This is a genomic window from Nocardia sp. NPDC004573 (genome assembly GCF_053602135.1).
Map to the genome: position 1 here is coordinate 236,261 of NZ_JBSGDA010000008.1, position 24,858 is coordinate 261,118.

Annotated in this window: 23 protein-coding genes; 11 read left to right on the forward strand and 12 right to left on the reverse strand. The window is 69.4% G+C overall.

The features are described from left to right. Positions 1–143: 143 nt before the first annotated feature. Together ACWEKR_RS15920 and ACWEKR_RS15925 are read right to left on the reverse strand one after the other, a co-directional pair. Positions 144–674, reverse strand: coding sequence for a DinB family protein (locus ACWEKR_RS15920; RefSeq protein ID WP_452355074.1), 531 nt, complete (start codon positions 672–674; stop codon positions 144–146). Positions 675–747: 73 nt separating this feature from the next. Next, entirely contained in the window at positions 748–1,803 is a 1,056-nt protein-coding gene (locus tag ACWEKR_RS15925; protein ID WP_452355075.1) for a phosphotransferase family protein, read from the reverse strand. Between the two features lie 89 nt (positions 1,804–1,892). On the opposite strand from ACWEKR_RS15925, the gene pabB reads away from it, so the two are divergent. Then, the gene (gene pabB / locus ACWEKR_RS15930; protein WP_452355076.1) at positions 1,893–4,124 is read left to right on the forward strand and encodes an aminodeoxychorismate synthase component I; all 2,232 of its coding nucleotides are present in this window, start codon (positions 1,893–1,895) and stop codon (positions 4,122–4,124) included. Positions 4,125–4,143: 19 nt separating this feature from the next. Here the strand turns inward: pabB and ACWEKR_RS15935 are convergent, their stop codons facing one another. Next, a complete protein-coding gene (locus ACWEKR_RS15935; protein ID WP_452355077.1) occupies positions 4,144–4,641 on the reverse strand; it encodes a hypothetical protein in 498 nt (165 codons plus the stop codon). Positions 4,642–4,726: 85 nt separating this feature from the next. On the opposite strand from ACWEKR_RS15935, the gene ACWEKR_RS15940 reads away from it, so the two are divergent. Next, positions 4,727–6,694: a TerD family protein gene (locus ACWEKR_RS15940; protein WP_452355078.1), complete on the forward strand. Its 1,968-nt coding sequence runs from the start codon at positions 4,727–4,729 to the stop codon at positions 6,692–6,694. Positions 6,695–6,700: 6 nt separating this feature from the next. On the opposite strand, the gene ACWEKR_RS15945 is transcribed toward ACWEKR_RS15940, so the two are convergent. The 4 genes from ACWEKR_RS15945 to ACWEKR_RS15960 form a co-directional block, all read right to left on the reverse strand. Further along, a complete protein-coding gene (locus ACWEKR_RS15945; RefSeq protein ID WP_452355079.1) occupies positions 6,701–7,426 on the reverse strand; it encodes a TetR/AcrR family transcriptional regulator in 726 nt (241 codons plus the stop codon). A gap of 8 nt (positions 7,427–7,434) precedes the next feature. Next, positions 7,435–8,664 (reverse strand): cytochrome P450, encoded by a 1,230-nt coding sequence (locus ACWEKR_RS15950; RefSeq protein WP_195087251.1) that lies wholly within the window; start codon positions 8,662–8,664, stop codon positions 7,435–7,437. 165 nt (positions 8,665–8,829) lie between these two features. Continuing rightward, a complete protein-coding gene (locus ACWEKR_RS15955; protein ID WP_452355080.1) occupies positions 8,830–10,242 on the reverse strand; it encodes a DUF1254 domain-containing protein in 1,413 nt (470 codons plus the stop codon). A gap of 237 nt (positions 10,243–10,479) precedes the next feature. Beyond that, positions 10,480–10,773: a hypothetical protein gene (locus ACWEKR_RS15960; RefSeq protein WP_040865713.1), complete on the reverse strand. Its 294-nt coding sequence runs from the start codon at positions 10,771–10,773 to the stop codon at positions 10,480–10,482. 316 nt (positions 10,774–11,089) lie between these two features. On the opposite strand from ACWEKR_RS15960, the gene ACWEKR_RS15965 reads away from it, so the two are divergent. Next, positions 11,090–11,365 carry a hypothetical protein gene (locus ACWEKR_RS15965; RefSeq protein WP_039796837.1) on the forward strand — a complete coding sequence of 92 codons (276 nt, stop codon included), beginning with the start codon at positions 11,090–11,092 and terminating at the stop codon, positions 11,363–11,365. A gap of 94 nt (positions 11,366–11,459) precedes the next feature. On the opposite strand, the gene ACWEKR_RS15970 is transcribed toward ACWEKR_RS15965, so the two are convergent. Together ACWEKR_RS15970 and ACWEKR_RS15975 are read right to left on the reverse strand one after the other, a co-directional pair. Next, positions 11,460–12,788 carry a vWA domain-containing protein gene (locus ACWEKR_RS15970; RefSeq protein ID WP_452355081.1) on the reverse strand — a complete coding sequence of 443 codons (1,329 nt, stop codon included), beginning with the start codon at positions 12,786–12,788 and terminating at the stop codon, positions 11,460–11,462. Positions 12,789–12,893: 105 nt separating this feature from the next. Then, positions 12,894–14,363 carry an SDR family oxidoreductase gene (locus tag ACWEKR_RS15975; RefSeq protein WP_452355082.1) on the reverse strand — a complete coding sequence of 490 codons (1,470 nt, stop codon included), beginning with the start codon at positions 14,361–14,363 and terminating at the stop codon, positions 12,894–12,896. A gap of 128 nt (positions 14,364–14,491) precedes the next feature. On the opposite strand from ACWEKR_RS15975, the gene ACWEKR_RS15980 reads away from it, so the two are divergent. The 7 genes from ACWEKR_RS15980 (at position 14,492) to ACWEKR_RS16010 (ending at position 20,822) form a co-directional block, all read left to right on the forward strand. After that, positions 14,492–15,637, forward strand: coding sequence for an AI-2E family transporter (locus ACWEKR_RS15980; protein WP_452355083.1), 1,146 nt, complete (start codon positions 14,492–14,494; stop codon positions 15,635–15,637). 91 nt (positions 15,638–15,728) lie between these two features. Beyond that, positions 15,729–16,244 (forward strand): OsmC family protein, encoded by a 516-nt coding sequence (locus ACWEKR_RS15985; protein WP_195086859.1) that lies wholly within the window; start codon positions 15,729–15,731, stop codon positions 16,242–16,244. Between the two features lie 47 nt (positions 16,245–16,291). Next, entirely contained in the window at positions 16,292–17,587 is a 1,296-nt protein-coding gene (locus ACWEKR_RS15990; RefSeq protein WP_452355084.1) for a bifunctional o-acetylhomoserine/o-acetylserine sulfhydrylase, read from the forward strand. 315 nt (positions 17,588–17,902) lie between these two features. Next, the gene (locus tag ACWEKR_RS15995; protein ID WP_452355085.1) at positions 17,903–18,712 is read left to right on the forward strand and encodes a hypothetical protein; all 810 of its coding nucleotides are present in this window, start codon (positions 17,903–17,905) and stop codon (positions 18,710–18,712) included. Positions 18,713–18,915: 203 nt separating this feature from the next. Further along, a complete protein-coding gene (locus ACWEKR_RS16000; protein ID WP_452355086.1) occupies positions 18,916–19,089 on the forward strand; it encodes a CsbD family protein in 174 nt (57 codons plus the stop codon). A gap of 188 nt (positions 19,090–19,277) precedes the next feature. Next, entirely contained in the window at positions 19,278–19,991 is a 714-nt protein-coding gene (locus ACWEKR_RS16005; protein WP_195086867.1) for a FadR/GntR family transcriptional regulator, read from the forward strand. Positions 19,992–19,994: 3 nt separating this feature from the next. After that, entirely contained in the window at positions 19,995–20,822 is an 828-nt protein-coding gene (locus ACWEKR_RS16010) for a sterol desaturase family protein (protein ID WP_452355087.1), read from the forward strand. On the opposite strand, the gene ACWEKR_RS16015 is transcribed toward ACWEKR_RS16010, so the two are convergent. Continuing rightward, positions 20,783–22,867 (reverse strand): MMPL family transporter, encoded by a 2,085-nt coding sequence (locus tag ACWEKR_RS16015; protein ID WP_452355139.1) that lies wholly within the window; start codon positions 22,865–22,867, stop codon positions 20,783–20,785. The genes ACWEKR_RS16010 and ACWEKR_RS16015 overlap by 40 nt on opposite strands. 117 nt (positions 22,868–22,984) lie before the next feature. Here ACWEKR_RS16015 and ACWEKR_RS16020 point away from each other — a divergent pair, with 117 nt between their 5' ends. Beyond that, positions 22,985–23,479 carry a MarR family winged helix-turn-helix transcriptional regulator gene (locus tag ACWEKR_RS16020; RefSeq protein ID WP_159840104.1) on the forward strand — a complete coding sequence of 165 codons (495 nt, stop codon included), beginning with the start codon at positions 22,985–22,987 and terminating at the stop codon, positions 23,477–23,479. Positions 23,480–23,494: 15 nt separating this feature from the next. On the opposite strand, the gene ACWEKR_RS16025 is transcribed toward ACWEKR_RS16020, so the two are convergent. Continuing rightward, entirely contained in the window at positions 23,495–24,304 is an 810-nt protein-coding gene (locus ACWEKR_RS16025; RefSeq protein ID WP_452355088.1) for an RNA polymerase sigma factor SigF, read from the reverse strand. Next, positions 24,297–24,734 carry an ATP-binding protein gene (locus ACWEKR_RS16030; RefSeq protein WP_195086873.1) on the reverse strand — a complete coding sequence of 146 codons (438 nt, stop codon included), beginning with the start codon at positions 24,732–24,734 and terminating at the stop codon, positions 24,297–24,299. Before ACWEKR_RS16030 ends, ACWEKR_RS16025 begins: the two co-directional genes overlap by 8 nt. Between the last annotated feature and the right edge of the window lie 124 nt (positions 24,735–24,858).

Below are 24,858 nucleotides of genomic sequence, written 5' to 3' on the forward strand. Positions count from 1 at the left end.
CTGTCGACCCTCTCGCATGCACGTGCTTATATGTGACTGCACCCACAGTACGAGAAAAATGTAACGCGTTCTAGTGTCGGTCGGAAAATTCGTCGGCAGAGCGTGACCTTCACGCCGAACGCGTTACAGTTCCGCGACGCGTTTCACCCGCGCACGTCGTGCACGTGGTGCACCAGATCGTGCAGGATGTACCGGGCGAACGACTCCACGGTGAACTCAGCCCCGTCACTGCGCGCACCGCGCAGACCGCGCCGCTCGGGCGGCACCGATTCGAACGATCGCGCCGCCCGCGCCGCCGCCTCGGCGAACTCCTCGGCCACCCGGGCCGGATCCTGCTCGTTGTAGCGGTCGGCTTCAGCGGTCGCGTCCTGATCCCAGTTCTGGAAGCGCGGCGGCTCGCCCTCGGGGTCACCGGCCAGCATCAGGCCGAGGCGAGTGTCGGACATACGGCACACGTCGCGCACGTGCGCGCCGTATTCCAAAGCCGACCAGGTCGATTCGTCCGGCCGCACACGCGCGCCGGGGCGGCCGAGCACCGCGGCGAAGCGGACGGCCGTCTCCCGGATCAGGGCGGGCACGGCTTCGTAGGTGGTCGCGACGGCGTCGAAACCGCATTCGGGACAGGGGCGGCTCAGCACCCAGGTCCAGTCCTTGGCATCGGGAACGATCGGCATGCGCTCAACCTAGGCGTGGCCGGACAGCGCCTTCCACCGATATTCGGTCAACTATCGGGCACATCCCGACAGTTCACTCCATCAGCCGCTGCGCCCGTTCGAAGAGTTCCAGCGTGATGGCGTGCAGGAAATCGCCGACCTGCTTGGGAGCCTTGCCCGCGAACGCGCGGGCATGCGTGCCCTCCAGCACGATGCCGAGCTTGAAGCAGGCCAGCACGGTGTACCAGGACATCGCGCTCAGGTCGCGATCGGAGAACTGCCCGTAGTGCGCGATCATCTCCTCGGCGGTCGGCAGCCCGCCGACCGCGCCGAGCTTGCCCACCAGCGCAGCGCCGGTGGTGCCCGGCTCCGGGCGGGTGGCGATCTGCCAGCCGAGGTCGAGCAGCGGGTCGCCGATGGTGGACATCTCCCAGTCGACCATCGCCGCGACCTGCGGGCCGTCGAAGGAGAACATGATGTTCGCCAGATGGCAGTCGCCGTGCAGGATGCCCGGCGTCCACTGGGCGGGGCGGTTGCGATCCAGCCACTCGCCCACCGCCGCGACACCGGGGATCTCCGGGCCGGGGTAGCCCTCGTTGGACGAATACGACTCCAGTTCACCCAGCCAGCGCGGCACCTGACGCTCCAGGAAACCTTCCGGCTTGCCGTAGTCAGCCAAGCCGAGCGCCCGGTAGTCCAATGCGCCGAGCCGCGCGATGGCCTCGACCGCGGACAGACCCATCTGCCTGCGAATCTCCGGATCGCCCGCGTGCAGTTCGGGCAGTTCGTTCTGCGGATTGAAACCGTGGATCGGCTCCATCAGATAGAAGACCGCACCGAGCACCGACTCGTCGGTGCAGGCGGCGATCACCCGGGGGGCGCGGACCTCGGTGCCGCCCAGCGCGCCGAGCAGCCGCGCCTCCCGCCGGATCACGTCGTTGCTCTTGGCGCGCAGATGCTTCGGGCCGCGGCGCAGCACATACGTCCGGCCGCCGCGCGTGAAGCGGAGCATGATGTTCTGCGTTCCGCCGCCCAGCGCGGTCACGTCCTCGAACTCACCCCCGGACAGACCCTGCTCGTCCATCCACTTTCCGACGACGGCGAAGTCGACGACCGAGGGATCCACATCGACCGGTTGCGCAACAGACATGCCCCACATTGTGCACCACCCGCCGAACCAAACTGAAGGCAGACGACAACAGTTTGCCCCGACCGGCGCGGCGTAGGGTTTCGGGCACCATGCACACGCTGTTGATCGACAACTACGACTCGTTCACCTACAACCTGTACCAGCTGATCAGCGAGGTGAACGGCGTCGAGCCGACGGTCGTGCGCAACGACGAGGCGCGCACGGTCGCCGAACTCGGTCTGGAACGCTTCGACAGCATCGTCGTCTCGCCCGGGCCCGGACGGCCGTCGGTGGCGCGCGACATGGGCATCTCCGCGGCGGTGATCCGCGAGACCGATCTGCCGTTGCTCGGAGTGTGCCTCGGTCATCAGGGCATCGTGGTCGCGGCGGGCGGCACGGTCGCCGAGGCGCCTGCCGCCAGGCACGGGTATCTGGATCGCATCGAGCACGACGATCGGGACCTGTTCGCCGGAATCCCGCAGGGCTTCACGGCGGTGCGCTACCACTCGCTGTGCGCGCTGCGGCCGCTGCCGGACGACCTGGAGGTCACCGCGCGGTCCGGCGACGGCGTCGTGATGGGCGTGCGTCATCGCAGCCGCCCGCAGTGGGGCGTGCAATTCCATCCCGAATCGATCGCCAGCGAGTACGGTGCGGCTCTGCTGCGCAACTTCGCGAAACTCGTCGCCGCGCACCGAAGTGCGCCCGCGTCAGCGATACCGAGGCCGTCGATCGCCCGCGGGCCTGCGGCCGCGGCGGAACCGGCGGCCGAGAGCGCCCCGCTTCCCGCCGCGGCCGCGCCGCTCGCGGCCGAGCAGTTCCCCGCCGCGGCGGTGGAACTCGAGCGCCCTGCCGATCGGGCGTCCTCCTCCGTACGCACCGCTCCGGCCCGGCTCGATTCACTTGTGCCGCGAACCTTCCGGCTCCAGCGCGCCGTCCTGGAGCGGCCGATCGACACCGAGAGCGCGTTCGTGCAGTTGTACGCCAATTCCCCGACGGCGTTCTGGCTGGACAGCGAGCATGTCGAACCCGGAGCCGACCGGTTCTCCTTCCTTGGCGACGCGAGCGGTCCACTCGCCGAGGTGTTGCGCTACCGGGTTGGCGACGGCGAGGTGACCGTGGAGTCGTCGGACGGGCATCGGCGTACCGCACCCGGCGGCATTCTCGATTTCCTGGCCGCCGAGTTGCGCGCGCGCCGGCTCGAAGTGGCCGATCTTCCCTTCGATTTCGCCGGTGGCTACGTCGGCTATCTCGGCTACGAGGTCAAGGCCGATTGCGGCGGCGCTGCGGTCCATCGCGCCCCGACTCCCGACGCCCAGTGGATCTTCGCCGACCGCATGGTGGTGGTCGACCACGTCGGCGGGCGCACGCACCTGCTGGCGTTGAGCGACGACGGGGAGACCGCCCGAGCCGCCGCCGACTGGCTGCGCGACACCCGCGAAACCCTGGACACCCTGCCGACCTGGACGAACCCGCCGCCGCTCGAGCTGCCGCCGGACGGCGACGCCGTCGCGCCGCTGCTCACCCGCGGCCGGGAGCGCTATCTCGCCGACATCGCGGTCTGCCAGCAGCGCCTGCATGCCGGGGAGTCCTACGAGATCACCCTGACCGACAGCGCCACGATTCCCGCCGCCGCGGCCGACGGCCTGGACTTCTACCGCACATTGCGCCGGTGCAACCCCGCCCCGTACGCCGCCTACCTGCGCTTCGACGACCTCGACATCGCCTGCTCGTCGCCGGAGCGCTTCCTGAAGGTCGATCGCCGCCGCATCGTGGAGAGCAAGCCGATCAAAGGGACCGCGCCGCGCGGCGCGACGCCGGAACAGGACGAGCGCCTGCGCCGTGACCTGGCCGACAGCCCGAAGACCAGGGCGGAGAACCTGATGATCGTCGATCTGCTGCGCAACGATCTCGGCCGGGTCTGCGAAATCGGCAGTGTGTACGTCCCGAAGCTGATGGTCACCGAGCAGTACGCGACCGTGCACCAACTGGTGTCGACGGTGCGCGGCAGGCTGCGGCCGGAGGTCGGCGTGGTCGAGTGCCTGCGCGCCTGTTTTCCCGGCGGCTCGATGACCGGCGCGCCGAAGCTGCGCACGATGGAGATCATCGATGCGCTGGAAACCGAAGCGCGCGGCGTGTACTCGGGCACGATCGGTTTCCTGGGCCTCGGCGGCACCGCGGACCTGAACATCGTGATCCGCACCGCCGTGCGCTACGGCGGACGCTGGCGGATCGGCGCGGGCGGGGCCATCGTGCTCGATTCGGACGCCGCCGACGAGTATCACGAGGTCCTGCTCAAGGCGGCCGCCACGTTGCGCGCGGCCGCCGACCACGCGCACCGTTGAACGCGAGCGCCGGTCCTGATCATTTGCGCCGTCTGGCGGGCTTTCGCCGGGGCGGTTCCTCGGCGGGCGGTTCCGGTGCGCTCAGGCCGGTCAGTTTGCCGAGCAGGGCGACGCCGGGCACCTTGGCCAAACGACCGAGCACGTCCTCGCCGAGGGAGATCATCGCCTCCAGCCGGGGCAGCAGCCGGTCGTAGGCCGCGAAGGCGGGATCGGCGAGGGCCAGGGTGCGGTCGAGCCGATCGATGGTGGAGTTGAGCCGATCGATCGCGGTCGTGAGGTTCTCGATCAGTCCGGGCAGTTGCGCGACCAGTTGAGCGGAAGCGGGCGGCAACCGCACCGCCGTGTCGAACGCCGACGTCGCGGTCAGCTGAGCGGCTTCCAGCGCTTGGCCCGCGGCCGTCTGCGCCGCCTCGACCGCCGCTTGGGCGGCGGCCAGGACGTCGGCGGGGCCGGGCACGCGCCCGCCGGGCAACTTGGGGGTCGGCGGCTTACGACCCGGGCGTTTCGGGTTCGTCATGGGGACCACTGTGCCGCACGCCCCGCCGAACGAGGTCCCCTCGCGCGTTCGGCGTGTCGGAGGGCCGTGGCATAGTTCGAGCACCATGAAACTCAGCAAGGGCGCGAACGCAGCGGTACCGACATCCCTTCTAGCCGTGGTTGTTTCATGGCGATCGGAGCACGCTGTGGACGCGCACGCCTTGCTGCTGGATGCCTCGGGAACGGTGCGCTCGGACCGGGACCTGGTGTTCTACAACGCGCCTCGGCACGTCTCGCAGGCGGTGACGCTCGATCAGGAGCCCGTGCCGGGCACCGCGCGGTTGAGCGTCTCGCTTCCGCGCACCGAAGCGGACATCGACCGGATCGTCGTCGCGGGCTCGGTGGCGGAGGGCACTTTCGGCGCTGTCCACGGCTTGACCGTGGCCGTGCACTCGGTCGACGGGGTGCTCGTGAGCTTCGAGATCGATGACGCGGACGCCGTCGCGGCGCTGATGTTCGGCGAGTTCTACCGCCGCGACGGGCAGTGGCGGTTCCGCGCCGTCGGCCAAGGGTGGGCCGGCGGATTGGCGGGGTTGGTCACCGAGTTCGGCGTCCAGGTGGAAGACTCCTCGGCGCCCGCCCGCACCAGCCATCCCACCAACCCGTTCCGGGTGCGCCGGCCGATCGCGGCTTCGACCGCGCAAGAGCGACTTCCGACCTCTGCGGCCGGGTCGGAACCGGCTTCCGCCGACCGGCACGCCCCCGGCGCGCGACGCTTCACACACGGATCGTTCGGGCAGGGCTCCCGGAACGGCGATTCCCGGACCGACCAACCGGACGTCACCGAGGATGTGGCCGCACACCGCGGCGCCGAGACCGGAGCACTGCCGGGGCGGCCGGACGCCCCCACCTCGCCGCGCACCGAATTGCTCGATCGCGCAGGCACCTCTCCCCTGTCGCGGCCGCAGACCGGCCGTCCGGTAGACCTCGAACGCCACAGCCGGAGCACCGCACCGCTCGCTGCTCCCCCGCATCCCGAATTCGCGGACTGGCACCCGGATCCGGACAATCCGCAGGTCATGCGCTGGTGGGATGGCACCGAATGGACCGAGGACAGGTATCTGCGCCCGCCGCCCGACGGACGCCACTGCGCGCGCTGCGGAAACACGCTGCGCCGCAAGCTCTTCGGCGGGTTCGCGCCCTGCCAGCGGTGTGCGCGGGAGATCGAGGAGTACCTCACCCACTGGCACTCGCGCGCGTGGCGGGTGCTCACCGGCCACGGTCCGCGCGGCCCCGAGTGGGCGTCGCTGTGGGCGTCGTTGCGGTATCAGCGCGTCGACGCCGAAGCCGGACGCGCCGCGTTGCGCGACGCGGCGCTGAGCTACGTGGAGCGGCTGGTCACCTTCGCCTTCGCCGACGGCGAGGTCAGGGACGCGGAACTCGAATTGTTCGATCAGGCGGTCACCGAGCTCGGGCTCGGCGGGCCGCTGATCGAGGACCTGCGCAGACGAATGCATCGCGGCAACACCCTCTACCGGCTGCGCACGGGCGACCTGCCCGTGGTCCGCACGCCCGGCCTGCACCTGGACCCCGAAGAGCAGGTCCACCTGGACCTGCCCGCGACGCACGTGCGTCAACTCGCGCGCGGCCCGAAACTCACCGAGGGCAGGCTGATCGGCAGCAACAAGAAGCTGCGTTTCGTCGGCGCCGACACCGGTATCGAGATGCCGTGGTCCCGGGTGGTCTCCGTGCACGCCGAACAGCGGGCGGTGGTGGTGGCGGCCACCTCCGCGCGCGGTGGCGCGACCTTCGCGGTCGACGACCCGGACTATGTCTGCGCCGCGCTGGAAGGCGCGCTGCGGGTGGCGAAGCGCCTCGTCCTCACCCCTGGCCAGCGCGACACCCGCAGTATCCCGCAGGAGGTGAAGGCGCAGGTGTGGCAGCGCGACGGCGGCCGGTGCGTCGAATGCGGCGACGGGCACTACCTGGAGTTCGACCACATCATCCCGCTCAGCCGCGGCGGTGCGACCAGCGCGGCGAACCTGCAGATCCTGTGCCGCGCGTGCAACCGGGCCAAGGGCGCCCGCATATAGCGGATCTCATTGCGCGAGCAGGCCGGCGGTTCGGCCCAGGTCGGCCAACATCGCGTCGAACAGGATCTCCGGGTTGCCCAGCGGGATCGGGTAGTTCCCGAACACCTCGAGCGTGACGTGGCCGTAGAGCCGTGCCCAGATCTGGATCATCAGGTAGGTAACCCCGAGATCCAGCTTCTCTGCGGGGAATTTCTGGCTCGACTCCGACAGCGCGGCCAGCAGTTCGGTCTGGAAGTGCACCAGATCGTCGCGCAGCTCCGGCGGGATGACGTCGGTCGGGGGCGTGACGATGTCGTAGTTCGCCAGCAGCCTGCCCGCCGCGGCCAGGAACACCCGGCCGAACGGCTCGTCGAAACGGCGCAGCGCGCGGGCCTGCCCGGCGCCGGGCGAGGCGAACACCAGGGTGAACTCCCTGGTGTGCGTCAGCGCCCAGCGCCGGAAGCCACGGCAGATGGCGAAGAACTGCGCGGCGCCGTCGTCGGGCAGCGTGGCGAGCTCAGCGGTCAGGTCCTCGGCCAGGTCGGCGCAGAAGTCCAGCCGCAGCCGCTCCAGCAGGTCTTCCAGCGAGTCGTAGTACCGGTACAGCGCGGGCGCGGTGACACCGAGTTCCCGCGCGATGGCGCGCAGCGTGACCGCCTCGGGACCGCGCTCCACCAGCAGCGCGCTGGCCACCCGCCGGATGTCGGTGTCGGTCACCACCGGCGCGCGGCCCCGTGGTCTGGACTGTTGCACCGATCGATTCAAGCGTATTCGACTTCCCAGCGCTTGATCCCGTTCAACCAGCCCGACCGCAGCCGCACCGGATCGGACACCTGCCGCAGGTTGGGCATCACGTCGGCGATGGCGTTGAACATCAGATCGATCTGCAACCGGGCCAGGTTCGCGCCCACGCAGTAGTGCGTGCCGGTGCCGCCGAAACCCACGTGCGGGTTCGGATCGCGCAGCACGTCGAAAGTGAACGGATTCTCGAACGCTTCCTCGTCGAAATTGGCCGAGCTGTAGAACAACCCGAGCCGCTGGCCCTTCTCGATCTCCTGGCCGCCGAGCACGGTGTCCTGGGTCGCGGTGCGCTGGAAGGCGGTGACCGGGGTGGCCCACCGGACGATCTCGTCGGGCGCGGTGCGCGGGCGCTGCTGCCGGTAGATCTCCCACTGCTCGGGGTGGTCGACGAATGCCTTCATGCCGTGGGTGATCGAGTTGCGCGTGGTCTCGTTGCCCGCGACCGACAGCAGGATCACGAAGAACGCGAACTCGTCCGAGCCGAGGTGCTCGCCGTCGATGTCGGCGTTGACCAGCTGGGTGACGATGTCCGCGGCGGGGCAGGCGCGCCGCTGCTCGGCCATGTTCCAGGCATAGCCCATCACCTCGGCGGTGGCGGCGTGATGGTCGCCCTCGAATTCCGGGTCGTCGTAGGAGATCATCTGGTTGGACCAGTCGAAGATCTTCTTGCGGTCCTCCTGCGGGATGCCGAGCAACTCGGCGATCGCCTGCAGCGGCAGTTCACAGGCGACCTGTTCGACGAAGTCGCCGCTGCCGGACTTCTTGGCCTCGTGCACGATCCGCGCGGCGCGTTCGGTCAGCGCGGCGCGCAGGCTCTCCACCGCGCGCGGGGTGAAGCCCTTGGAGATGATCCGCCGGGTCTTGGTGTGTTTGGGCGGGTCGAGGTTGAGCAGCAGCATGTCACCGAGCATGTCGATCTGCTCGCGCGTGGTCTCCTCGTTGAACCGGATGATCGCGGTGTTCTCGTGCGAGGAGAACACCTCGGGATTCTTCGAGATCTCCTTGATGTGCGCGAGCTTGGAGACGACCCAATACCCGCCGTCGTCGAAGCCGCTGGCCCGATCGGGCTGGGCGCACCACCACACCGGGGCGGTGCGGCGCAACTCGGCGAACTCCTCGATGGGCAGGCGGGTGGCGAGCAGGTCGGGGTCGGTGAAGTCGAATCCCGTCGGGATCGACGGCGTCGTCACGGTCACGGCTAACTCCTCCGGCGGTCTGGGCGCAGACCCGCCGACGATGTGCGAACACGGTCAACAGAGATGCAACCACAGAACGCCCCCTCGTGAACACTGTTTAGTAAAACCCGTTTACTTTTTTCGTCGCCACCCCGGATGCTGGTCCGAGGCGAGCACGGATCACAGCACCGGCAGCAGCGGCGGCGGACGCCAACGGCCCTGGATGGCCTCCGCCTTCGGCGCGTACATGCGCAGGGTCAGCGAGAATTGCCCGGACTCCGGGATCGGCAGCCAGTTTCCGGCAGGCACGGCCGGGCCGGGGTCGCCGAACTGCAACGCGATGTCCAAGGAGCCGTCGGGGTTGAGCAGCACCGGATCCGGATGGCCGACCGTGTATATCTCCGCGGGATTGGGCACCAGATAGTTGTCGGCGTCGTATGCGGTCAGCGACCAGAAATTGTCGACGGGCGGCAGTTCGCCCGGCGCGAAGTGCAGCCGGAATCGGCCGGCGCCGTCGCCGGTGGCGGTCGACGCGAACAGCGTCGGATAGAAGGCGTTCTCGGCCAGGCTGGCGCCGAGAGCCACCCGGGCGATGGCGGCGCGCAGCAGGTAGTTGACGCCGTACCGGCCGACGTCCGGGTCGACGAGCCAGCCGTTCTCGTTGACTGTCCGCGCGCCCAGATACACCGGGATCTGCTGCTGGGCGGTGCCCACCGCGGCGGCGAGCTCGTCCTCCGAGAGACCTTCGACCGCGCCGCCCGGCCGGATCCCGATCGTCGCGAAGCGCCGCATGGCGGGCTCGTCCTCGCGTGCGGGCGGGTTCACCGCCAGCAACGCGCACATCCGATCGAAGAACACCTTCGGGTCCATCTCCCCCACCCATTCCGGCGGTGGCTGCACACTCGCCTGCCATGGTGGAGCGGCGGGCGCAGGCGGCTCGGCGCCCGCCACCCACGCACTCAGCGGGACCAGTCGCAACCGCTGCTGGATAGCGCGCACGGCCGGCAGATCGGGCTCGCCGTCGACCTGGATTCGCACGATCAGCCACACCGTAGGCGTGGGCATCGGCAAGGGCGTCAATCCCTCGGGCAATGCCCCCGACCACCCCGGGCCGGTCACCGCGTAGGTGTACGGCGGCGACGCCGACTGCGCCTGCGGACGACGACCACTGGGGTTGTGCACGTTGTTCGTCCAGGCGTCCAGCACCTGCGCCAGCCAGAACCGCCCCCGGTCCATGGCGGGGACGCTCAGCACCATCGGCTCGTTCGCCAGGTCGAGCCACGCGGTCGAACGCAACGTGTCCCGGTCCAGCCGCACCACTTCTCGCTGCGCCGGAGTCGGCAACGCGGCCGCGTGCTCGAACCGGTTGACCGGCGTGGACGCCTCCGCCGCGATGCGGGTGACGTCCATCAGCACCAGCGGATAGCCGAATACATAGGCATCTTTGGCGATCGTCACGGCGTCATGGGGGACGGAGTTGTCGTCGCCGGAACGGCCGCATGCCGCCCAGCCGAACGCGGCCACCGATGTCGCCGCGATGCCGAGCGCCGTGCGCCGCGACATCGTGAGCTTGCCCTCGGTCCTCTCGTCCATAATCCTGCTCCGCTTCCGATCCTATCGGGCACCGCGCGATGCGCGCCGGAGGATAACCGGACATCAGGGCACAACAGCAGGTCAGCGGGCCGATTTCAAGCCGAGGACCGCGGGCGGGCGCTCGGGAAGCCGAGACGACCCGGCACGACGGCCGGATGTCCGGGCGCTCGAGGTCGGCGCGCCTTTCGCGGCATGCGCACGGTCGCGGCGACGACACGCCGGAGGATCGCGCCGCGGTCAGAACTCCAGAACGGTGTTCATGATGGTGCCCGCGCTGGTGGCGACCACCCCGCCGAGCATCGCGCCCGCGATCATCTTCGGCGACTGCAAGCCGCCGCCGCTCCACTTCTCCCAGGCGAATCTGCCGCCCGCGTAGATGATGCTGACGATGCCCGACGCGAGCGCGAACCAAGTGAGATACCGCACGAACTGTAAGAGCTTGTCCGCCAGGGGCGGCGCCTCCGGGGTCGGATTGCCGATCTGCGCCAACGTCGTGAACGAATCGCCGACCGACGCCAGAATGATGCTCACCGTCTACTCCCTCTACGCTCGAATACAACTCTGCCGCCGACCAGCCCCTTTTCGAAAGCTGTTCGACCACCGATGAATTCGGCCACGAACCAGGATACGGGCACGGAGCGCGCCACGGTGGGCGCACTGCGCGGAACCTCCGCCGCCCACGGCGGCACGGGCGGGCGGACCCGGGATCGGGCTACCCCGGCGGGCACACCGGAAACACGAACTTCCCTGCGCTGCACGGACCTGACTGCATCGCGGCGAGCGAACGGATACGATCTTCTCAGCGAATCCCTTGCCCCTGTCCCGAATCCAGAATGAGCGAACGACGATGATCCTGGCCGCCGCTTACGACACCCTGGCGCAGATCGGCAATCCCACTCCAGAAGCACCGCCGATCTCCGACAAGTTCCTCCAACTGGTCCGCTACCTGACGTGGTTCGTACTCCTGTCGGGCATCTGCGGCATCATCTACGCCGGTGGCCGCTTCGCCTGGGAGAAGTGGACCGGCGGCGGGCTCGAGTCGCCGAAGATGGTGGCGGGAGCCATGATCGGCGGGGTGATCGCCACCAGCGCCGGCACCATCATGAACGCCGTCATCGGCTGATCCGCGGGCTGGACCACTCGTCATAGCATTTCGCTATGACGGACGGGGATTTCTCCGTGGGCAAGGCGGCTTCGCGCGAGTGCCGACACGCGGGTCAGCGCAGGATGCCCGCGTTCCGCGCGGCGCGTAACCAGTCGGGGAACTCGCCGAGCAATCGGGCGTAGAGCTGCGCGTCGTCGACCTGATCGATGTCGTCGAGTGCGAAGAACCCCGCGTTGTCCACCGCACGGCCGGACAGCTCGTCCAGGCTCCGCAGCAGACCGTAGTTGGCCCGGCCGAGGCCGACGAACTGCCAGAAGGCAGGCAGCAACGCGGCTTCCCGCATGAGTGCCGCGATCTCGCGCTTCTTGGCGAAGCCGCCGTCGGTGAAGAACAGCACGAGGGTGGGGCGGCCGCCCGGGCGCAACGAGCCGATGATGTCGCGCATGATCGGCAGTTCGTCGTTGCGGCCACCGAGCCGGTCGTAGTCGATGCCCCCGTGGGTTCCGCCCAGATGCAGATAGGTCCGAGCCCACTCGTCACCGTGCTCGACGGCGATGTCGGGCAGCTTGGCGAACGAGACGGCGTAGAGGTACGCCTCCAGAGTCCCGTCGTCGTCGAGCTGCGTGGCCACGGGGATCATGCGCTGCACGACGCGATGCACCACGTGGTCGCGATACTGCCGCTGCATGCTGCCCGTCTTGTCGACGACCAGGACGACACGCGCGCGGATGCCGAAAGCGTCCTTGCCGATGAGGACTTTCGCGACCTCGCGCTTGCGCAGATCCAGCGTCGCGCGCTTCTCGAAGGAGAGCTTCGCCTCGCCGGGAACGGTGAAGACGTCCGGGACCACGCGCGCCGACGAGTCGGGCGCGGCCGGTTCCACGGACGTGACCGCCGACGGAGACGGCTCCTCGTCCACGCTCACGCCGTGATCGGTGACCAGTGCGGCGAACCCGCCCGCATAGCCTTGCCCGACCGCGCGCACCTTCCATCCGCCCTGGCGGCGGTACAGCTCCAGCGCGATCACCACGGATTCGCTGCCCAAACCCTCGATGCGGTATTCGTACAGCACATTTCCGGCCGCGTCGGTCACGGTGGCGACCGGGGGCGCGATCCGGCCGAAGGTCTCGGCCGGATCGTCGAGGGTGAGCACGGCCCGCAGTTGCGCGATGTCCGCGGGCAGGTCGGCGAGCGAAACCGACAGTGCGCCCGGCGTTCCCCGTTCCAGCGACACACCGGGGGCGCTGGGCTGGTTGAAGAACACGAAGTCCGCGTCCGACCGCACGCGACCGGCCTCGGTCACCAACAGTGCCGACACGTCGACCGCGGCCCCGGCGCGCACCGACACCAGCACGCGCGGCACGTCCAACGCCGCGTTCTGACCTTTGACCAATGCCACGCCCACCGAGACTCCCAGCCGTCGACGCTCCGAAACCGCCACCAGGATCAGCGTAAGTCGGGCGCCGGGCGGATGCGGAACCTTCGCCGCGCGATATCGTCCGAGGCTCCGAGCCGGGATAACCGAAGCGCAGGCGACCGGACCGGGTCAGCGCGCGCGGACCGCTTCCGCGGCGCCGGTGATGTTGCGCGCCATCCCGCCGAAGATAGCGGCGTGGAACGGCGCGATCGACTTCCAGTACAGGTGCCCGGCCAGCCCGTGCGGCTCGAACAACGCGCACTGCCGATAGGTGGCGCCGGGGCCGTCCGGCTCGACCGCGAGTTCCAGCCAGGCCCGGCCCGGCACCCGCATCTCCGCGCGCAACCGCAGCATCCGAGGCCGCTCCAACCGCTCCACCCGCCACCAATCCAGCGCTTCGCCCTCGTGCAACCGGTGCGGGTCTCGCCGCCCGCGACCGAGACCGACGCCCCCCGCCAGCCGGTCAATCCAACCGCGCAGAGACCAGGCCAGCGGGAACGAATACCAGCCGTGCTCACCCCCGATCGCCTCGATCACCCGCCACAGCGTCGCCGGGTCGGCGTCGGTGTGCCGTTCCCGCACATCCCGGTACAGCGAGCCGCCCGACCATTCCGGGTCGGTGGGCAGTGGATCCGACGGCGCGCCCGGCGGATGGGCGTCCGACCACCTGGTCGGCACGTCCAGGTCGCGAATCTTCTGCAGCGCCAGCGTCACCGCCCGGCGGTAATCGGTCGGTCCGCCCGGCGGGTCCGGGATGAGGTCGGCGATCGCGTGATCGTGACAGACCACGTCGTTGATCAGCGATTCCATCAGCGGCACGGCGATCGAACGCGGCACCGGCGTCACCAGATTCACCCATTGCGCCGACAACCACGGCGTCAGCACCGGCACCGGCACGATCAGCCGGCGCGGCAGTTGCGCCACTTCGGCGTAGCCGCGCATCATCTGCGCATAGGTCAGCACGTCCGGACCGCCGATATCGAAGGCGCCGCCCGCGCCGTCGGGCAGCGAGGCCGCCTCGGTCAGGTAATACAGCACGTCACGCACCGCGATCGGCTGGATCCGGTTGTGCACCCAGCGCGGGGTGACCATCATCGGCAGCCGCTCGGTCAGATAGCGCAGCATCTCGAAACTGGCCGAGCCGGAACCGATGATCACCGCGGCCCGCAACACCAGCACGGGCACCGTGCCCGCCCCGAGGATGTCGCCGACCTCGGCGCGCGAGGCCAGGTGCCGCGACAGCCGCTGGGCATCCGGGACGATGCCGCCCAAGTAGACGATTCTGGTCAGCCCGGCGTCCGCCGCCTCGGCCGCGACCAGCGTGGCGGCGTTGCGGTCCACGGTGTCGAAATCGGCCCGCGTCAAGGAGTGGACCAGGTAGTACAGCACGTCCTGCCCGGCCAGTGCGGCGCGCACGTCGGCGGCGGAGGTCACGTCGCCGGCCAGCACCTCGACGCGATCGCGCCACGGCGCCTCGGCGAGTTTGCCCGGGGTGCGAGCCAGCACGCGGACCGTGTGACCGGCGCGCAGCAGTTCGGGCACCAGTCGTCCGCCGATGTATCCGGTCGCACCGAACACCACACACCGCACGGCAACCATCCTTCCGATGACTTGCTCAGGTGATGACCCGGGGCTGCGCGGTCAAACAGCGCGCGCCCGGCCTGTGCGCGCCCGGCGGACCGCCGCGCGCTCTGATCGATCGGGCGTCCTCATGCCAGACTGGGCCCGTGAGCGAACGTAGCAAAACCCACGGATCGGACAAGCCGGCACCGCGGGATCGCGGCGACGTCATCGGCGCGGGTCTGGTCTGGCTGGCCAAGTGGGCGGTGTGCATCGTCGCGATCGCGGCGGGCGCGTGGGTGCTCGGATTCCTGGTCGCCCGGCTGTGGGTGGTGATCCTGCCGGTGGCGCTGGCGATCGTCGTCGCCACCGTGCTGTGGCCGCCCGTGCGCTGGCTCACCGCTCGCGGGCTGCCGCCCGCCGCGGCCGCCTCGCTCGCGGTGCTCGGATTCATCGGTGTGCTGGCCGGCATCATCGCGCTGATCGTGCCGTCGGTCGTGGATCAGGCCCCGGAACTCGCCGACAAGGCCAGCGAGGGCGTCAACCGGGTGCGCGACTGGCTGCAAGGGCCGCCGCTCAGAATGCGGGACGAGCAATTGGATTCGGCCGTGGACGCGATCGTCTCCAAGTTGCAGTCCAGTTCGGAGCAGATCGCGACCGGAGTGTTCAGCGGCGTCACCACCGCGACGTCGGTGCTGGTCACTCTGTTCCTGGTGCTCGTGCTGACCTTCTTCTTCGTCAAGGACGGCCCGCGTTTCCTGCCGTGGTTGCACAGCGTCTCCGGCAGCCGCAGCGGCAGGCACCTCGAAGAGGTGCTCAACCGGGTCTGGGTCGTGCTCGGCGGATTCATCCGCACCCAAGCGCTGGTCAGCCTGGTCGACGCGGTGTGCATCGGCGCGGGCCTGGTCATCCTCGGTGTTCCGCTGGCGCTGGTCCTGGCGGTGATCACGTTCCTCGGCGGGTTCGTCCCGATGGTCGGCGCGTTCGTCGCGGGTGCGCTCGCGGTGCTGGTCGCTCTGGTGGGCAACGGCTTCGTGACCGCGCTGATCGTGCTCGGCATCGTCATCGCCGTGCAGCAACTGGAGGGCAATGTGCTGCAGCCGGTGTTGCAGAGCCGCAGCATGCAACTGCACGCGGTCATCGTGTTGCTGGCGGTCACCGCGGGCGGCTCCCTGTACGGAATCGTCGGCGCGTTCCTGGCCGTCCCCGTGGTCGCGATGGCCGCGGTCGTCCTGCGATATGTCGGCGAGCAGATCGACGCGGCCACCGCGCCGACGCCGGAACCGGACAGCGAGCCGGAGCCCGCGGACTGACCGCGTCGCACGAGAAGCCGCCCGCCATCGTTGCACTCAGTCCGAATGTAACTATCGCCGTCGCCCGCCCGGGTTCCTAGCGTCAGTGGACATGACAACTGATGTGGGCGCCACGCTCGACGACATCGCCGACACGACGGCCCGTGCCGTCGCGGACGACCCGGCGAACGCGCTGGTGGTGTTCCGTGCCTCCGGCACCCCGGAGGGGACGGTGGGCAGCGCGATCACTCTCGGCAGGCACACCGTGCGCGTGGACGAGCCGCCCGCGCTCGGCGGCGCGGACACCGCACCCAACCCGGTCGAGGTGTACCTGGCGTCGCTCATCGCCTGTCAGGTGGTGACCTATCGGTTCTGGGCCCAGCGCCTCGGCATCACCGTCGACGAATTGTCGGTGAGCGCCGAGGGCGATCTCGACGTGCGCGGGTTCTTCGGCTTGGATGACAACGTCCGCGCCGGTTTCCAGGCGGTGCGGGTGACCGTTCGCATCGGCGGACCCGACACCGAACAGCGCTATGCCGAATTGCAGCAGGCCGTCGACGCGCACTGCCCCGTGCTCGATCTCACCACCGGGCGTACTCCGGTCGAGACCACCCTGATCACCGAATAGCCGCCGTCGCAACCCGATCGACCCATCACCGAAGGAGGACCACCCCGATGACCGAACCCGACCTGTCCCAGGACTGGAGCTTCGAGACGAAGCAGATCCACGTCGGACAGATTCCGGACGGCACCACCAACGCCCGCGCGCTGCCGATCTACCAGACCACCTCCTACACCTTCCGCGACACCGCGCACGCGGCGGCGCTGTTCGGTCTGGCCGAGCCCGGCAACATCTACACCCGGATCATGAACCCGACCCAGGATGCGGTGGAGCAGCGCATCGCCGCGCTGGAAGGCGGCGTCGCCGCCCTGCTGCTCGCCTCCGGGCAGGCCGCGGAGACCTTCGCGATCCTCAACATCGCAGGCGCGGGCGACCACATCGTCTCCAGCCCCCGGCTCTACGGCGGCACCTACAACCTCTTCCACTACTCGCTGCCCAAGCTCGGCATCGAGGTCTCCTTCGTCGAGGACCCCGACGACCTCGAGCAGTGGAAGGCGGCCATCCGCCCGAACACCAAAGCGCTCTACGGTGAAACGGTCTCCAACCCGCAGAACCACATCCTCGACATCCCGGGGATCGCGGGCGTCGCGCACGACCACGGTGTGCCGCTGATCGTGGACAACACCGTCGCCACGCCGTACCTGATCCAGCCGTTGGCCCACGGCGCCGACATCGTCGTGCACTCGGCCACCAAATACCTCGGCGGACACGGCGCGGCCATCGCGGGCGTGATCGTGGACGGCGGCACGTTCGACTGGACCGGTGGCCGGTTCCCTGGCTTCACCGAACCCGACCCGAGCTACCACGGTGTCGTGTACGCCGAACTCGGCGCGCCCGCCTACGCGCTCAAGGCGCGCGTGCAACTGCTGCGCGATCTCGGCTCGGCGGTCTCGCCGTTCAACGCGTTCCTGATCAGCCAGGGCCTGGAGACGCTGAGCCTGCGGGTCGAGCGGCATGTGCAGAACGCGCAGGCGGTGGCCGAATTCCTCACCACCCGTTCGGAAGTCACCTCGGTGTCCTACGCGGGCCTGCCGTCCTCGCCGTGGTACGAGCGGGGCCGCGCCCTCGCGCCGAAGGGCACCGGCGCGGTGATCGGCTTCGAACTGGCCGGCGGCGTGGACGCGGGCAAGCGGTTCGTCGAGGCGCTGCGGCTGCACAGTCATGTCGCCAACATCGGCGACGTGCGCTCGCTGGTGATCCACCCGGCATCCACCACCCATTCGCAGCTGACGCCGGAAGAGCAACTGGCCGCGGGCGTCACGCCCGGCCTGGTCCGGCTCGCCGTCGGCATCGAAGGCATCGACGACATCCTCGCCGATCTGCGCGCGGGTTTCGCGGCGGCGTCCTGACGCAGCGCGCCCCGGGGTGGTGTGCCCCGGGGCGTTTTGCCTGTCCGCGATCCGGATCGAGCGCGGCCCAGCAGGGCGGCGACCCGTTTCGAAGCGGTTTTCCATGATTTCCGTTGGCAAATAGCGACGCGCCGACGGTGGTCATCGGTTACCCACCGGCGCACGGCTATTCGCCCCCGTGGCGCGGATTCGATTGGCACGGGCGCGGTTCCTCGCGACCGGAAAAGAAATCGAAGTTTCGCGCATCCGTAAGGCTTTGTGAACCGAACTAGAAAGGTAGGTATATGTCCTCTTCAGAATGAGGTGGGTAAGTCCATGGACATAGCGGTACCCGAAACTCCAGCACACCCCTTCTTACGCCGCGCCGCCACTCTGGTCGTCGCGAGCGCCATCCCGTTGTCCGTGGTCGGCGCCGCGACCGCCACCGCCGACCCGCTGCTGCCGGAGATCTCCGTCCAGATCCCGTTCGCCCCGGCGCCCGCCGTCGGCGTCCTCGCTCCGGCGGCCGATCCCGTGGACGACGTCGTTCCGCCCGAGGTCGCGCCGCCTCCGGTCTCCGCAGGCCGCAACGACTTGAGCACCAATCGGCCGATGCCGGACCCGAACGTGCTCGCCCCCATCGTCCCGCAGCGACTGCATCTGCCCAACCCCGCCGCCCCGGCTCCCGGGGTCGCGCCGATCGAGGCGCCGCCCGGGACGCTGCGCGTGGGTTCGGTGGTGATCGGCAGGCCGGACTTCCTGACGCCCGAGCAGGGCAAGATCTTCAACGACGCGATCGCGGGTCCGGAAGCGAGTCTCGCGCAGACCTTGGATTCGGCGGGCTTCGAGCCCTCGCGCTCCGACCGGATCGCCGCCGACCTCCTCGGCTCCACCGCCATCGGCGCCTCGGTGGGCAGTATGGTGGCCTCGCCGGTCGCATCCATCGGAGCCGTCATCGGCGCTGTCTGCGGCGCCATCGCGGGCCTGCCGATGTTCCCGACCGGGACGGTGGCCGTCATGGCTCTCGGCGCCGCCATCGGTTACGGGTTCGTCGCCTCCCCTGCCATCGCCGTCGGCGCGGCTGTCGGCGCGGGCGTCGGTGTGCTTCAAGGCCTTCTCACGCCGCCCACGGTTCCTGCCTCGTAATCCGCTTTCCCGCTGGGTTCCGCGGTGGAAGACACCGCGTGAACTCGTCGTTTTCGATACACACGAATTTCGTGAAGACCCGGTTTCGGCCGGGTCTTCTGCTTTGTTCGGCAATGCCGGACGTTTGGCCTCCCGATAACGGGCTATCGCGTAGAGGACCGGCTGAAGATGGTCGGCCGGTCTCTTCACAAGGAGGTTGTGACATGAGCACAGTCGACAAGGCGAAGAACAAGGCCGAAAAAGTCGCCGGCCAGGCCAAAGAGAAGTTCGGCGAGGCCACGGGCGACCGGGGGAAGCGCGACGAGGGCCGCACCGACAAGGTCAAGTCCGACCTGAAGGACGCCGGCGAGAAGGTCAAGGACGCCTTCCGGCACTGACCACCGTCCGGCGGGCGCGGTCGTGGATTACAGGGGAGCGGACGCTACCCGACGTAAGCGTCCTCCACGGCCGTAGCGACGGCTCGAGTAGGGCGGATGGCCGCACCGAGCGGTCATCCGCCCTGCTTCTTGCGATCAACTGGTCCAACCAGTTGACCTGTTGACCTCGGTGCGCCACACTCGATCGCATGGAATTCGCCGCGGTCGCGCGCACCGCCGTCTCCGATGTCGTCTTCGGCCAGATCATCGACGCGATCCTGAGCGGACGGATCGCCCCCGAGGCGACGCTCCCCTCGGAGCGGGAACTGGCCGAGATGTTCCAGGTGAACCGCCACGCCGTGCGCGAAGCGCTCAAGCGGGTGCAACAGAGCGGGCTGGTGCGCGTCACGCCGGGCGGCAAGACCCGGGTGCTCGACTGGCGCTCACACGCGGGCTTGGACATCCTGACCGCGGTCACTCGTTCGGGCGCGGTACCCGCGCAACGGATTCTGCGCGATATCGCGGTGATGCGGCGTTCCGTCGCCGCCGACGCGGCTCGGTTGTGTGCCGAGCACGCCGACGCCGAGCAGCTGGCGGCGGTGCAGCGCGCCGCCGCCGCCTATCCGGACGCGACCGCGCCGTTCGGCGCCGTGGTGGAGGCCGACTTGGCCTTCTGGGTGGCCATTCTCGACGGCTCGGGCAACCTCGCCTACCGGCTGGCATTGAACACGCTGGTCGCGGGGTATTTCGGGATCGGCATGGAGGTCATCGCCGAACTGGGCCTGAACAAGGAATACATCGATCCGGGCGCGCACCGCACCCTGGCGGCGTGCATCGCCCGCCGCGACGCCGCCGGGGCCTACGACACCGCTTATACCCTGCTCACCCGCCTGGTCGATGCCCAAGCAGTACCGGAAGATTGACCTTTGTTCGACCTGATCGCCCATGCCATACCGGTTTTCGTGCTCTGCCTGGCGCTGGAAGCCGCCTCCTTCCACTTGCTGCCCGACGACGACCAGCTCGGCTACCAGTTCCGTGACGCCCGCACCAGCGTGCTCATGGGGCTGGGCAATGTGGTGGTGAACCTCGGCTGGAAACTCGTCGTCGTCGCGGTCTACGCCGCGGCGTATCTGGCCGCGCCGGTCCATCTCCCGGCCGACCAGCCACTCACCTGGATCGCGCTGTTCTTCGCCGACGAGATCGCCTACTACTGGTATCACCGCACCCACCACACCGTGCGCGTGTTCTGGGCCAGCCACGTGGTGCACCATTCCAGCGAGTTCTACAACCTCTCCACCGCCCTGCGCCAACCGTGGACCCCGTTCAGCTCGCTGCCCTACTGGCTGCCGCTGGCAGTGGCCGGCTTCCCGCCTTGGATGATCCTGCTGCAGCAGTCCGTCAGCCTGCTCTACCAGTTCTTCATCCACACCGAGCGGGTGGGAACGTTGTGGCGACCGGTGGAATTCGTGTTCAACACGCCCTCCCATCACCGGGTGCACCACGGCTCCAACGATCGCTACCTGGACAAGAACTACGGCGGCATCCTGATCGTCTGGGATCGGTTGTTCGGCACCTTCGAGCCGGAGACCGAACGCGTCCGCTACGGGCTCACCAAGAACATCGCGACGTTCAACCCGGCCAGGGTCGCCACCCACGAGTGGATCTCGATCTGGCGCGACTTGCGCGGCGCGTCCTCCTGGCGCGCCAAGGGCGGCTACTTGTTCCGCGGCCCCGGCTGGTCGCCGGCCGACTGATCCGCGTCTGGAGCAGCGCCGTGCTCCTCGACCAGCCGCAGTTCGCTCGGCCACCAGATCCCGCGCCCGATCAGGCTGAACAGCGCCGGGATCACCACCGTGCGCACCACGAAGGTGTCGAGCAGGATGCCGAGGCCGACCACGATGCCGACCTGGGTGAGGGTGATCAGCGGAAGCACGCCGAGCACGCAGAACACGGCCGCCAGCACGATGCCCGCGCTGGTGATCACGGCGCCGGTCACCGAGACCGCCCGCACCATGCCGTGCGTGGTGCCGTGCCGCGGCGTCTCCTCGCGAGCCCTGGTGACGAGGAAGATCGTGTAGTCCACGCCGAGTGCGACGAGGAAAAGGAAGGCGAACAGCGGCACGCTGATGTCCAGCGCGGGGAAGCCGAAGACGTGCTCGCTCATCCAGCTGCCCAGCCCCAGCGCGGCCAGCGCGCTCAACACGGTGACCGCCACCAGCAGCAGCGCGGCGGGCACCGCGCGCAGCAGTGCGAGCAGCACCACCAGCACGACGACGAGGATCAGCGGGATGACCACCTTGCGGTCCCGGCTCGCGGCGGTCTGGACGTCCAGCGCCTGGGCATCGGTCCCGCCCACCATCGCGTCGGCACCCGGCACCGGCGCGACCGACGCCCGCAGCGCCTCGATGGTGTCGAAGGCGCGCGCCGAGGAGGGCGGTGCGTCGATCACCACGGACCACCGGGTCAGCCCGGTCGGCGAGGTGCCCGCTCGCGAGGTCAGCACCACGCCCTCGGTGCGCCGGAACGCCTCCTCGACGCCTGCCGCCGCCTCGCTGCGCGCGAGGATGATCGCGGGATCGGAGGCGCCGGACGGGAAATGCCGCGCCAGAGCGTCGAATCCCTCCACCGATTCCGCGCGGACCCGGAACTGCTCGGTCTGCGACAGCCCGACCTGCGTCGTCAGCAAGCCGGTCGCGCAGACCGCCAGCACCGCGATCGCAGTTCCCGCCACGAGGGCGGGCCTGCGCACCACATGTGCGGCGATCGCGTGCCAGATCCCCTCGTCGGCCGTGTCACGGTCGTCGGCCTGCGGCACGAACGGCCAGAACACCTTGCGCCCGCACAGCGCGAGCGCGGCGGGCAGCGCGAGCAGGACGAACACCACCGCCACCAGCAAGCCGAGCGCGGCCATCACCCCCAGGCTGCGCGTGCTCGGCACCGAGGCGAGCAGCAACACGAGCAGCGCGGCCACCACCGTCACGTTGCTGGCCAGGATCGCGGGGCCGGCGCGCCGCACCGCCTGCCGCAACGCCGCCCGGTGGTCCGGTTCCCGGTGCAGTTCGTCGCGGTAGCGCGACACCAGCAGCAGCGCGTAGTTGGTGCCCGCGCCGAATACGAGCACGCTCGTGACGCCGGAGGTGGATCCGTCGAAGCTGAGTTCGGTCACGCGCGCCAGCGCGGTTCCGGCACTGGTGGCCACCCGGTCGGCCGCGCCGACCACCGCGAGCGGCACCAGCCACAGCACCGGGGACCGGTACGTCGCGATCAGCAGCACCGCGACGACCACCGCGGTCACCGCGAGCAGCGTGACATCGGCGCCGGAGAACGAGTCGGCGATATCGGCACCGAAGGCCGGGCCGCCGGTGACCTGCAGGACGAGTGCGGCGGGCAAGCCAGCGCGCGCGGCGGCGCGGATGTCTGCGATGCGGTCGGTGAGCGCGAATCCGCTCAGATCGGCGTTCACGGGCACCTGCCCGATCGCCGCCTTCCGGTCGGGCGCCGCGATCAGGTCGCCCGGCCCCGGCGCCCGTCCCGCCGCACGGGCCACAGCTTCGGCGGTGGCATTCCAGTCGTCGTCGGTCAGGTCGCCGCCATCGGCGCGCGTGACGACGACGATGGCCGCGGCCGTCCCCGCGTCGGGGAACTCTTCCAGCGCCTGTTCGACCCGCGCCGACTCCGCCGAGGACGGCAGCGCGGTCGGGGCCTGCCCGGCGGACTCGTTCTCACCCACCGCACCGATCAGGCCTATCGAGGCCGCGGCGAGGACCAGCAGCAGCACCCACGAGGTCCGCGCGGTCACCACCGACGCATAGCGATCCCAAGCGCTCACACCGCAACTCTCTCAGAAATTGAAATATTAAGCAATTGAGACATCTGCTGAACTACGCTGATCCCCCGTGTGGAAAAGGATGCGCCGTTGACCGAGGAGCCGAACGCCGACGGGCCGGAGCGTGACGGACTGGAAACCGACATCGCCGCCGACATCCGCGCCCTCACCGCGATCTCCGAGCAGATCGGGCAGGTCTTCGCGCGCACCAACGACCTGCGCGCCAACGATTTCCGCGCACTGATGCATGTCGCGACCGCCGAGCTCGAGGGTGCGCCGCTGACCGCGGGCGGCCTCGGCAAACTGATGGGGATCTCGTCGTCCGCGGTGACCTATCTGGTCGAGCGCATGATCGAATCGGGTCACCTGCGTCGCGCCGCCGACCCGGCCGATCGCAGGCGGGTCATCCTGCACTACGACGAGCACGGCATGGACGTGGCGCGCGGGTTCTTCACACCGCTCGGGCGACGGACCCGCGCCGCGATGGCCGATCTGGCCGACGCGGACCTGCGCGGCGCGCACCGCGTCCTGGTCGCGGTCGTCCAGGCGATGCGCGAGTACCACGACGAGCTGACCGCCGAGTGAACCCCGGCCCGCGGGTCAGTCCCGCAGGGCCTGCTCGCGCAGCGATTTCAAGGTCTTCGACAGAATCCGCGAGACCTGCATCTGCGAACAGCCGATCCGCTGCGCGATCTGCTCCTGGGACATCGAGTCGAAGAAGCGCATCACCAGCACCTGCTTCTCGCGTTCGGGCAGCGCGGCCAGCAGCGGCTTCACCGCCAGATAGTTCTCCACGGTGCTGAAGTCGGGGTCCTCGGCGCCGAGCGAGTCCAGCAGCGAGGGACCGCCGGATTCCGCGTCGTCGGTGTCGGAGGCGGCGTCGATGGAAGAGGTCTGGTAGGCGTTGCGGGCGATGAGCGCCTGGGTCACCTCGTTGAGGTCCGCGCCCAGTTCCTCGGCGATCTCCCGCGCCCGCGGCATCCGGCCGAGCCGTTGCGAGAGGATCTCCACGGTCGGGCCGATGGTGGACTGGATCTCCTTGAGCCGCCGCGGCACTCGCACCGACCACGCGTAGTCGCGGAAATGCCTGCGCACTTCGCCCATGATCGTCGGCACGGCGAACGAGAGGAAGGTCGCGCCGTGTCCCGGATCGAAACGGTCGACGGCGGCGAGCATACCCACCCGGGCGATCTGCAGCAGGTCCTCGAAGCTCTCGCCGCGCCCGCTGAACTTGCGGGCGATGTGTTCGGCCAGTGGGAGACAGCGTTCGATCAACTCGGCGCGCACGGCGTCGCGACGCGGATCGTCGGGAGCCAGCGCGGCCAGTTCGGCGAAGAGCGGCTCGATGTTGTCGTAGCTGTCGCCCCTCGACTTGCGCTTGGCATCGACCTGATTCGGCTCGCTACTCATTATTCGAGCCGCCGCGCACCCAACGGAAGTCGACGACAGTGGGGTATCCGCCCGCGGCGGAGTCGTGCGCGCCGCGCGACGCCGAGACCGAATCCGTCAGCGTCGCCACGATGTGCCAGCCGAAGCCGGACTCGTCCGGGCTGGTGTCCGACGCCGTGACGGTGGAGACCCGCACGTCCACCGCGTCGTCCTCGAAGCCGAAGGCGCACTCCAGTTCCGCCCCGTCCACCGCGTCCAGCACCAGCGCGCTGGCCACCTCGTCGAGCGCCAGCCGGATGTCGGTCACCTCATCGATGCCGAAATCGGCCATGAGCATGACCGTCTCGGCCAAGGCACGCAACATCGCCAGCTGTTCGGACGTCGCGGGCACCCGCACACTGATCGTGCCGGTCCGCGTCGTCGCGGGAGGAGTCCCCTCACCCTTGCTCATGCACAGCTCCCAGAAGTCGCGCCGTCCGTCGGAGCGCCAAGCCTACGCCCTCTCCTCCACGGGCTTCGATCGACCACGGCACAACACGCGCGTCGTCACCAGCGGCGGCGCGCCGAGCAGGCCC

What these genes read in the sequence shown, in the direction of transcription:
- ACWEKR_RS15965 (WP_039796837.1), top strand. Translation starts at nt 11,090, where the DNA reads ATGATCCTGGCCGCCGCTTACGACACCCTGGCGCAGATCGGCAATCCC.
- ACWEKR_RS16005 (WP_195086867.1), top strand. Translation starts at nt 19,278, where the DNA reads ATGGAATTCGCCGCGGTCGCGCGCACCGCCGTCTCCGATGTCGTCTTC.
- ACWEKR_RS15935 (WP_452355077.1), bottom strand. Translation starts at nt 4,641, where the DNA reads ATGACGAACCCGAAACGCCCGGGTCGTAAGCCGCCGACCCCCAAGTTG.
- ACWEKR_RS15995 (WP_452355085.1), top strand. Translation starts at nt 17,903, where the DNA reads ATGGACATAGCGGTACCCGAAACTCCAGCACACCCCTTCTTACGCCGC.
- ACWEKR_RS16000 (WP_452355086.1), top strand. Translation starts at nt 18,916, where the DNA reads ATGAGCACAGTCGACAAGGCGAAGAACAAGGCCGAAAAAGTCGCCGGC.
- ACWEKR_RS15990 (WP_452355084.1), top strand. Translation starts at nt 16,292, where the DNA reads ATGACCGAACCCGACCTGTCCCAGGACTGGAGCTTCGAGACGAAGCAG.
- ACWEKR_RS15985 (WP_195086859.1), top strand. Translation starts at nt 15,729, where the DNA reads ATGACAACTGATGTGGGCGCCACGCTCGACGACATCGCCGACACGACG.
- ACWEKR_RS15920 (WP_452355074.1), bottom strand. Translation starts at nt 674, where the DNA reads ATGCCGATCGTTCCCGATGCCAAGGACTGGACCTGGGTGCTGAGCCGC.
- ACWEKR_RS16025 (WP_452355088.1), bottom strand. Translation starts at nt 24,304, where the DNA reads ATGAGTAGCGAGCCGAATCAGGTCGATGCCAAGCGCAAGTCGAGGGGC.
- pabB (WP_452355076.1), top strand. Translation starts at nt 1,893, where the DNA reads ATGCACACGCTGTTGATCGACAACTACGACTCGTTCACCTACAACCTG.
- ACWEKR_RS15955 (WP_452355080.1), bottom strand. Translation starts at nt 10,242, where the DNA reads ATGGACGAGAGGACCGAGGGCAAGCTCACGATGTCGCGGCGCACGGCG.
- ACWEKR_RS15925 (WP_452355075.1), bottom strand. Translation starts at nt 1,803, where the DNA reads ATGTCTGTTGCGCAACCGGTCGATGTGGATCCCTCGGTCGTCGACTTC.
- ACWEKR_RS15975 (WP_452355082.1), bottom strand. Translation starts at nt 14,363, where the DNA reads ATGGTTGCCGTGCGGTGTGTGGTGTTCGGTGCGACCGGATACATCGGC.
- ACWEKR_RS15940 (WP_452355078.1), top strand. Translation starts at nt 4,727, where the DNA reads ATGAAACTCAGCAAGGGCGCGAACGCAGCGGTACCGACATCCCTTCTA.
- ACWEKR_RS16030 (WP_195086873.1), bottom strand. Translation starts at nt 24,734, where the DNA reads ATGAGCAAGGGTGAGGGGACTCCTCCCGCGACGACGCGGACCGGCACG.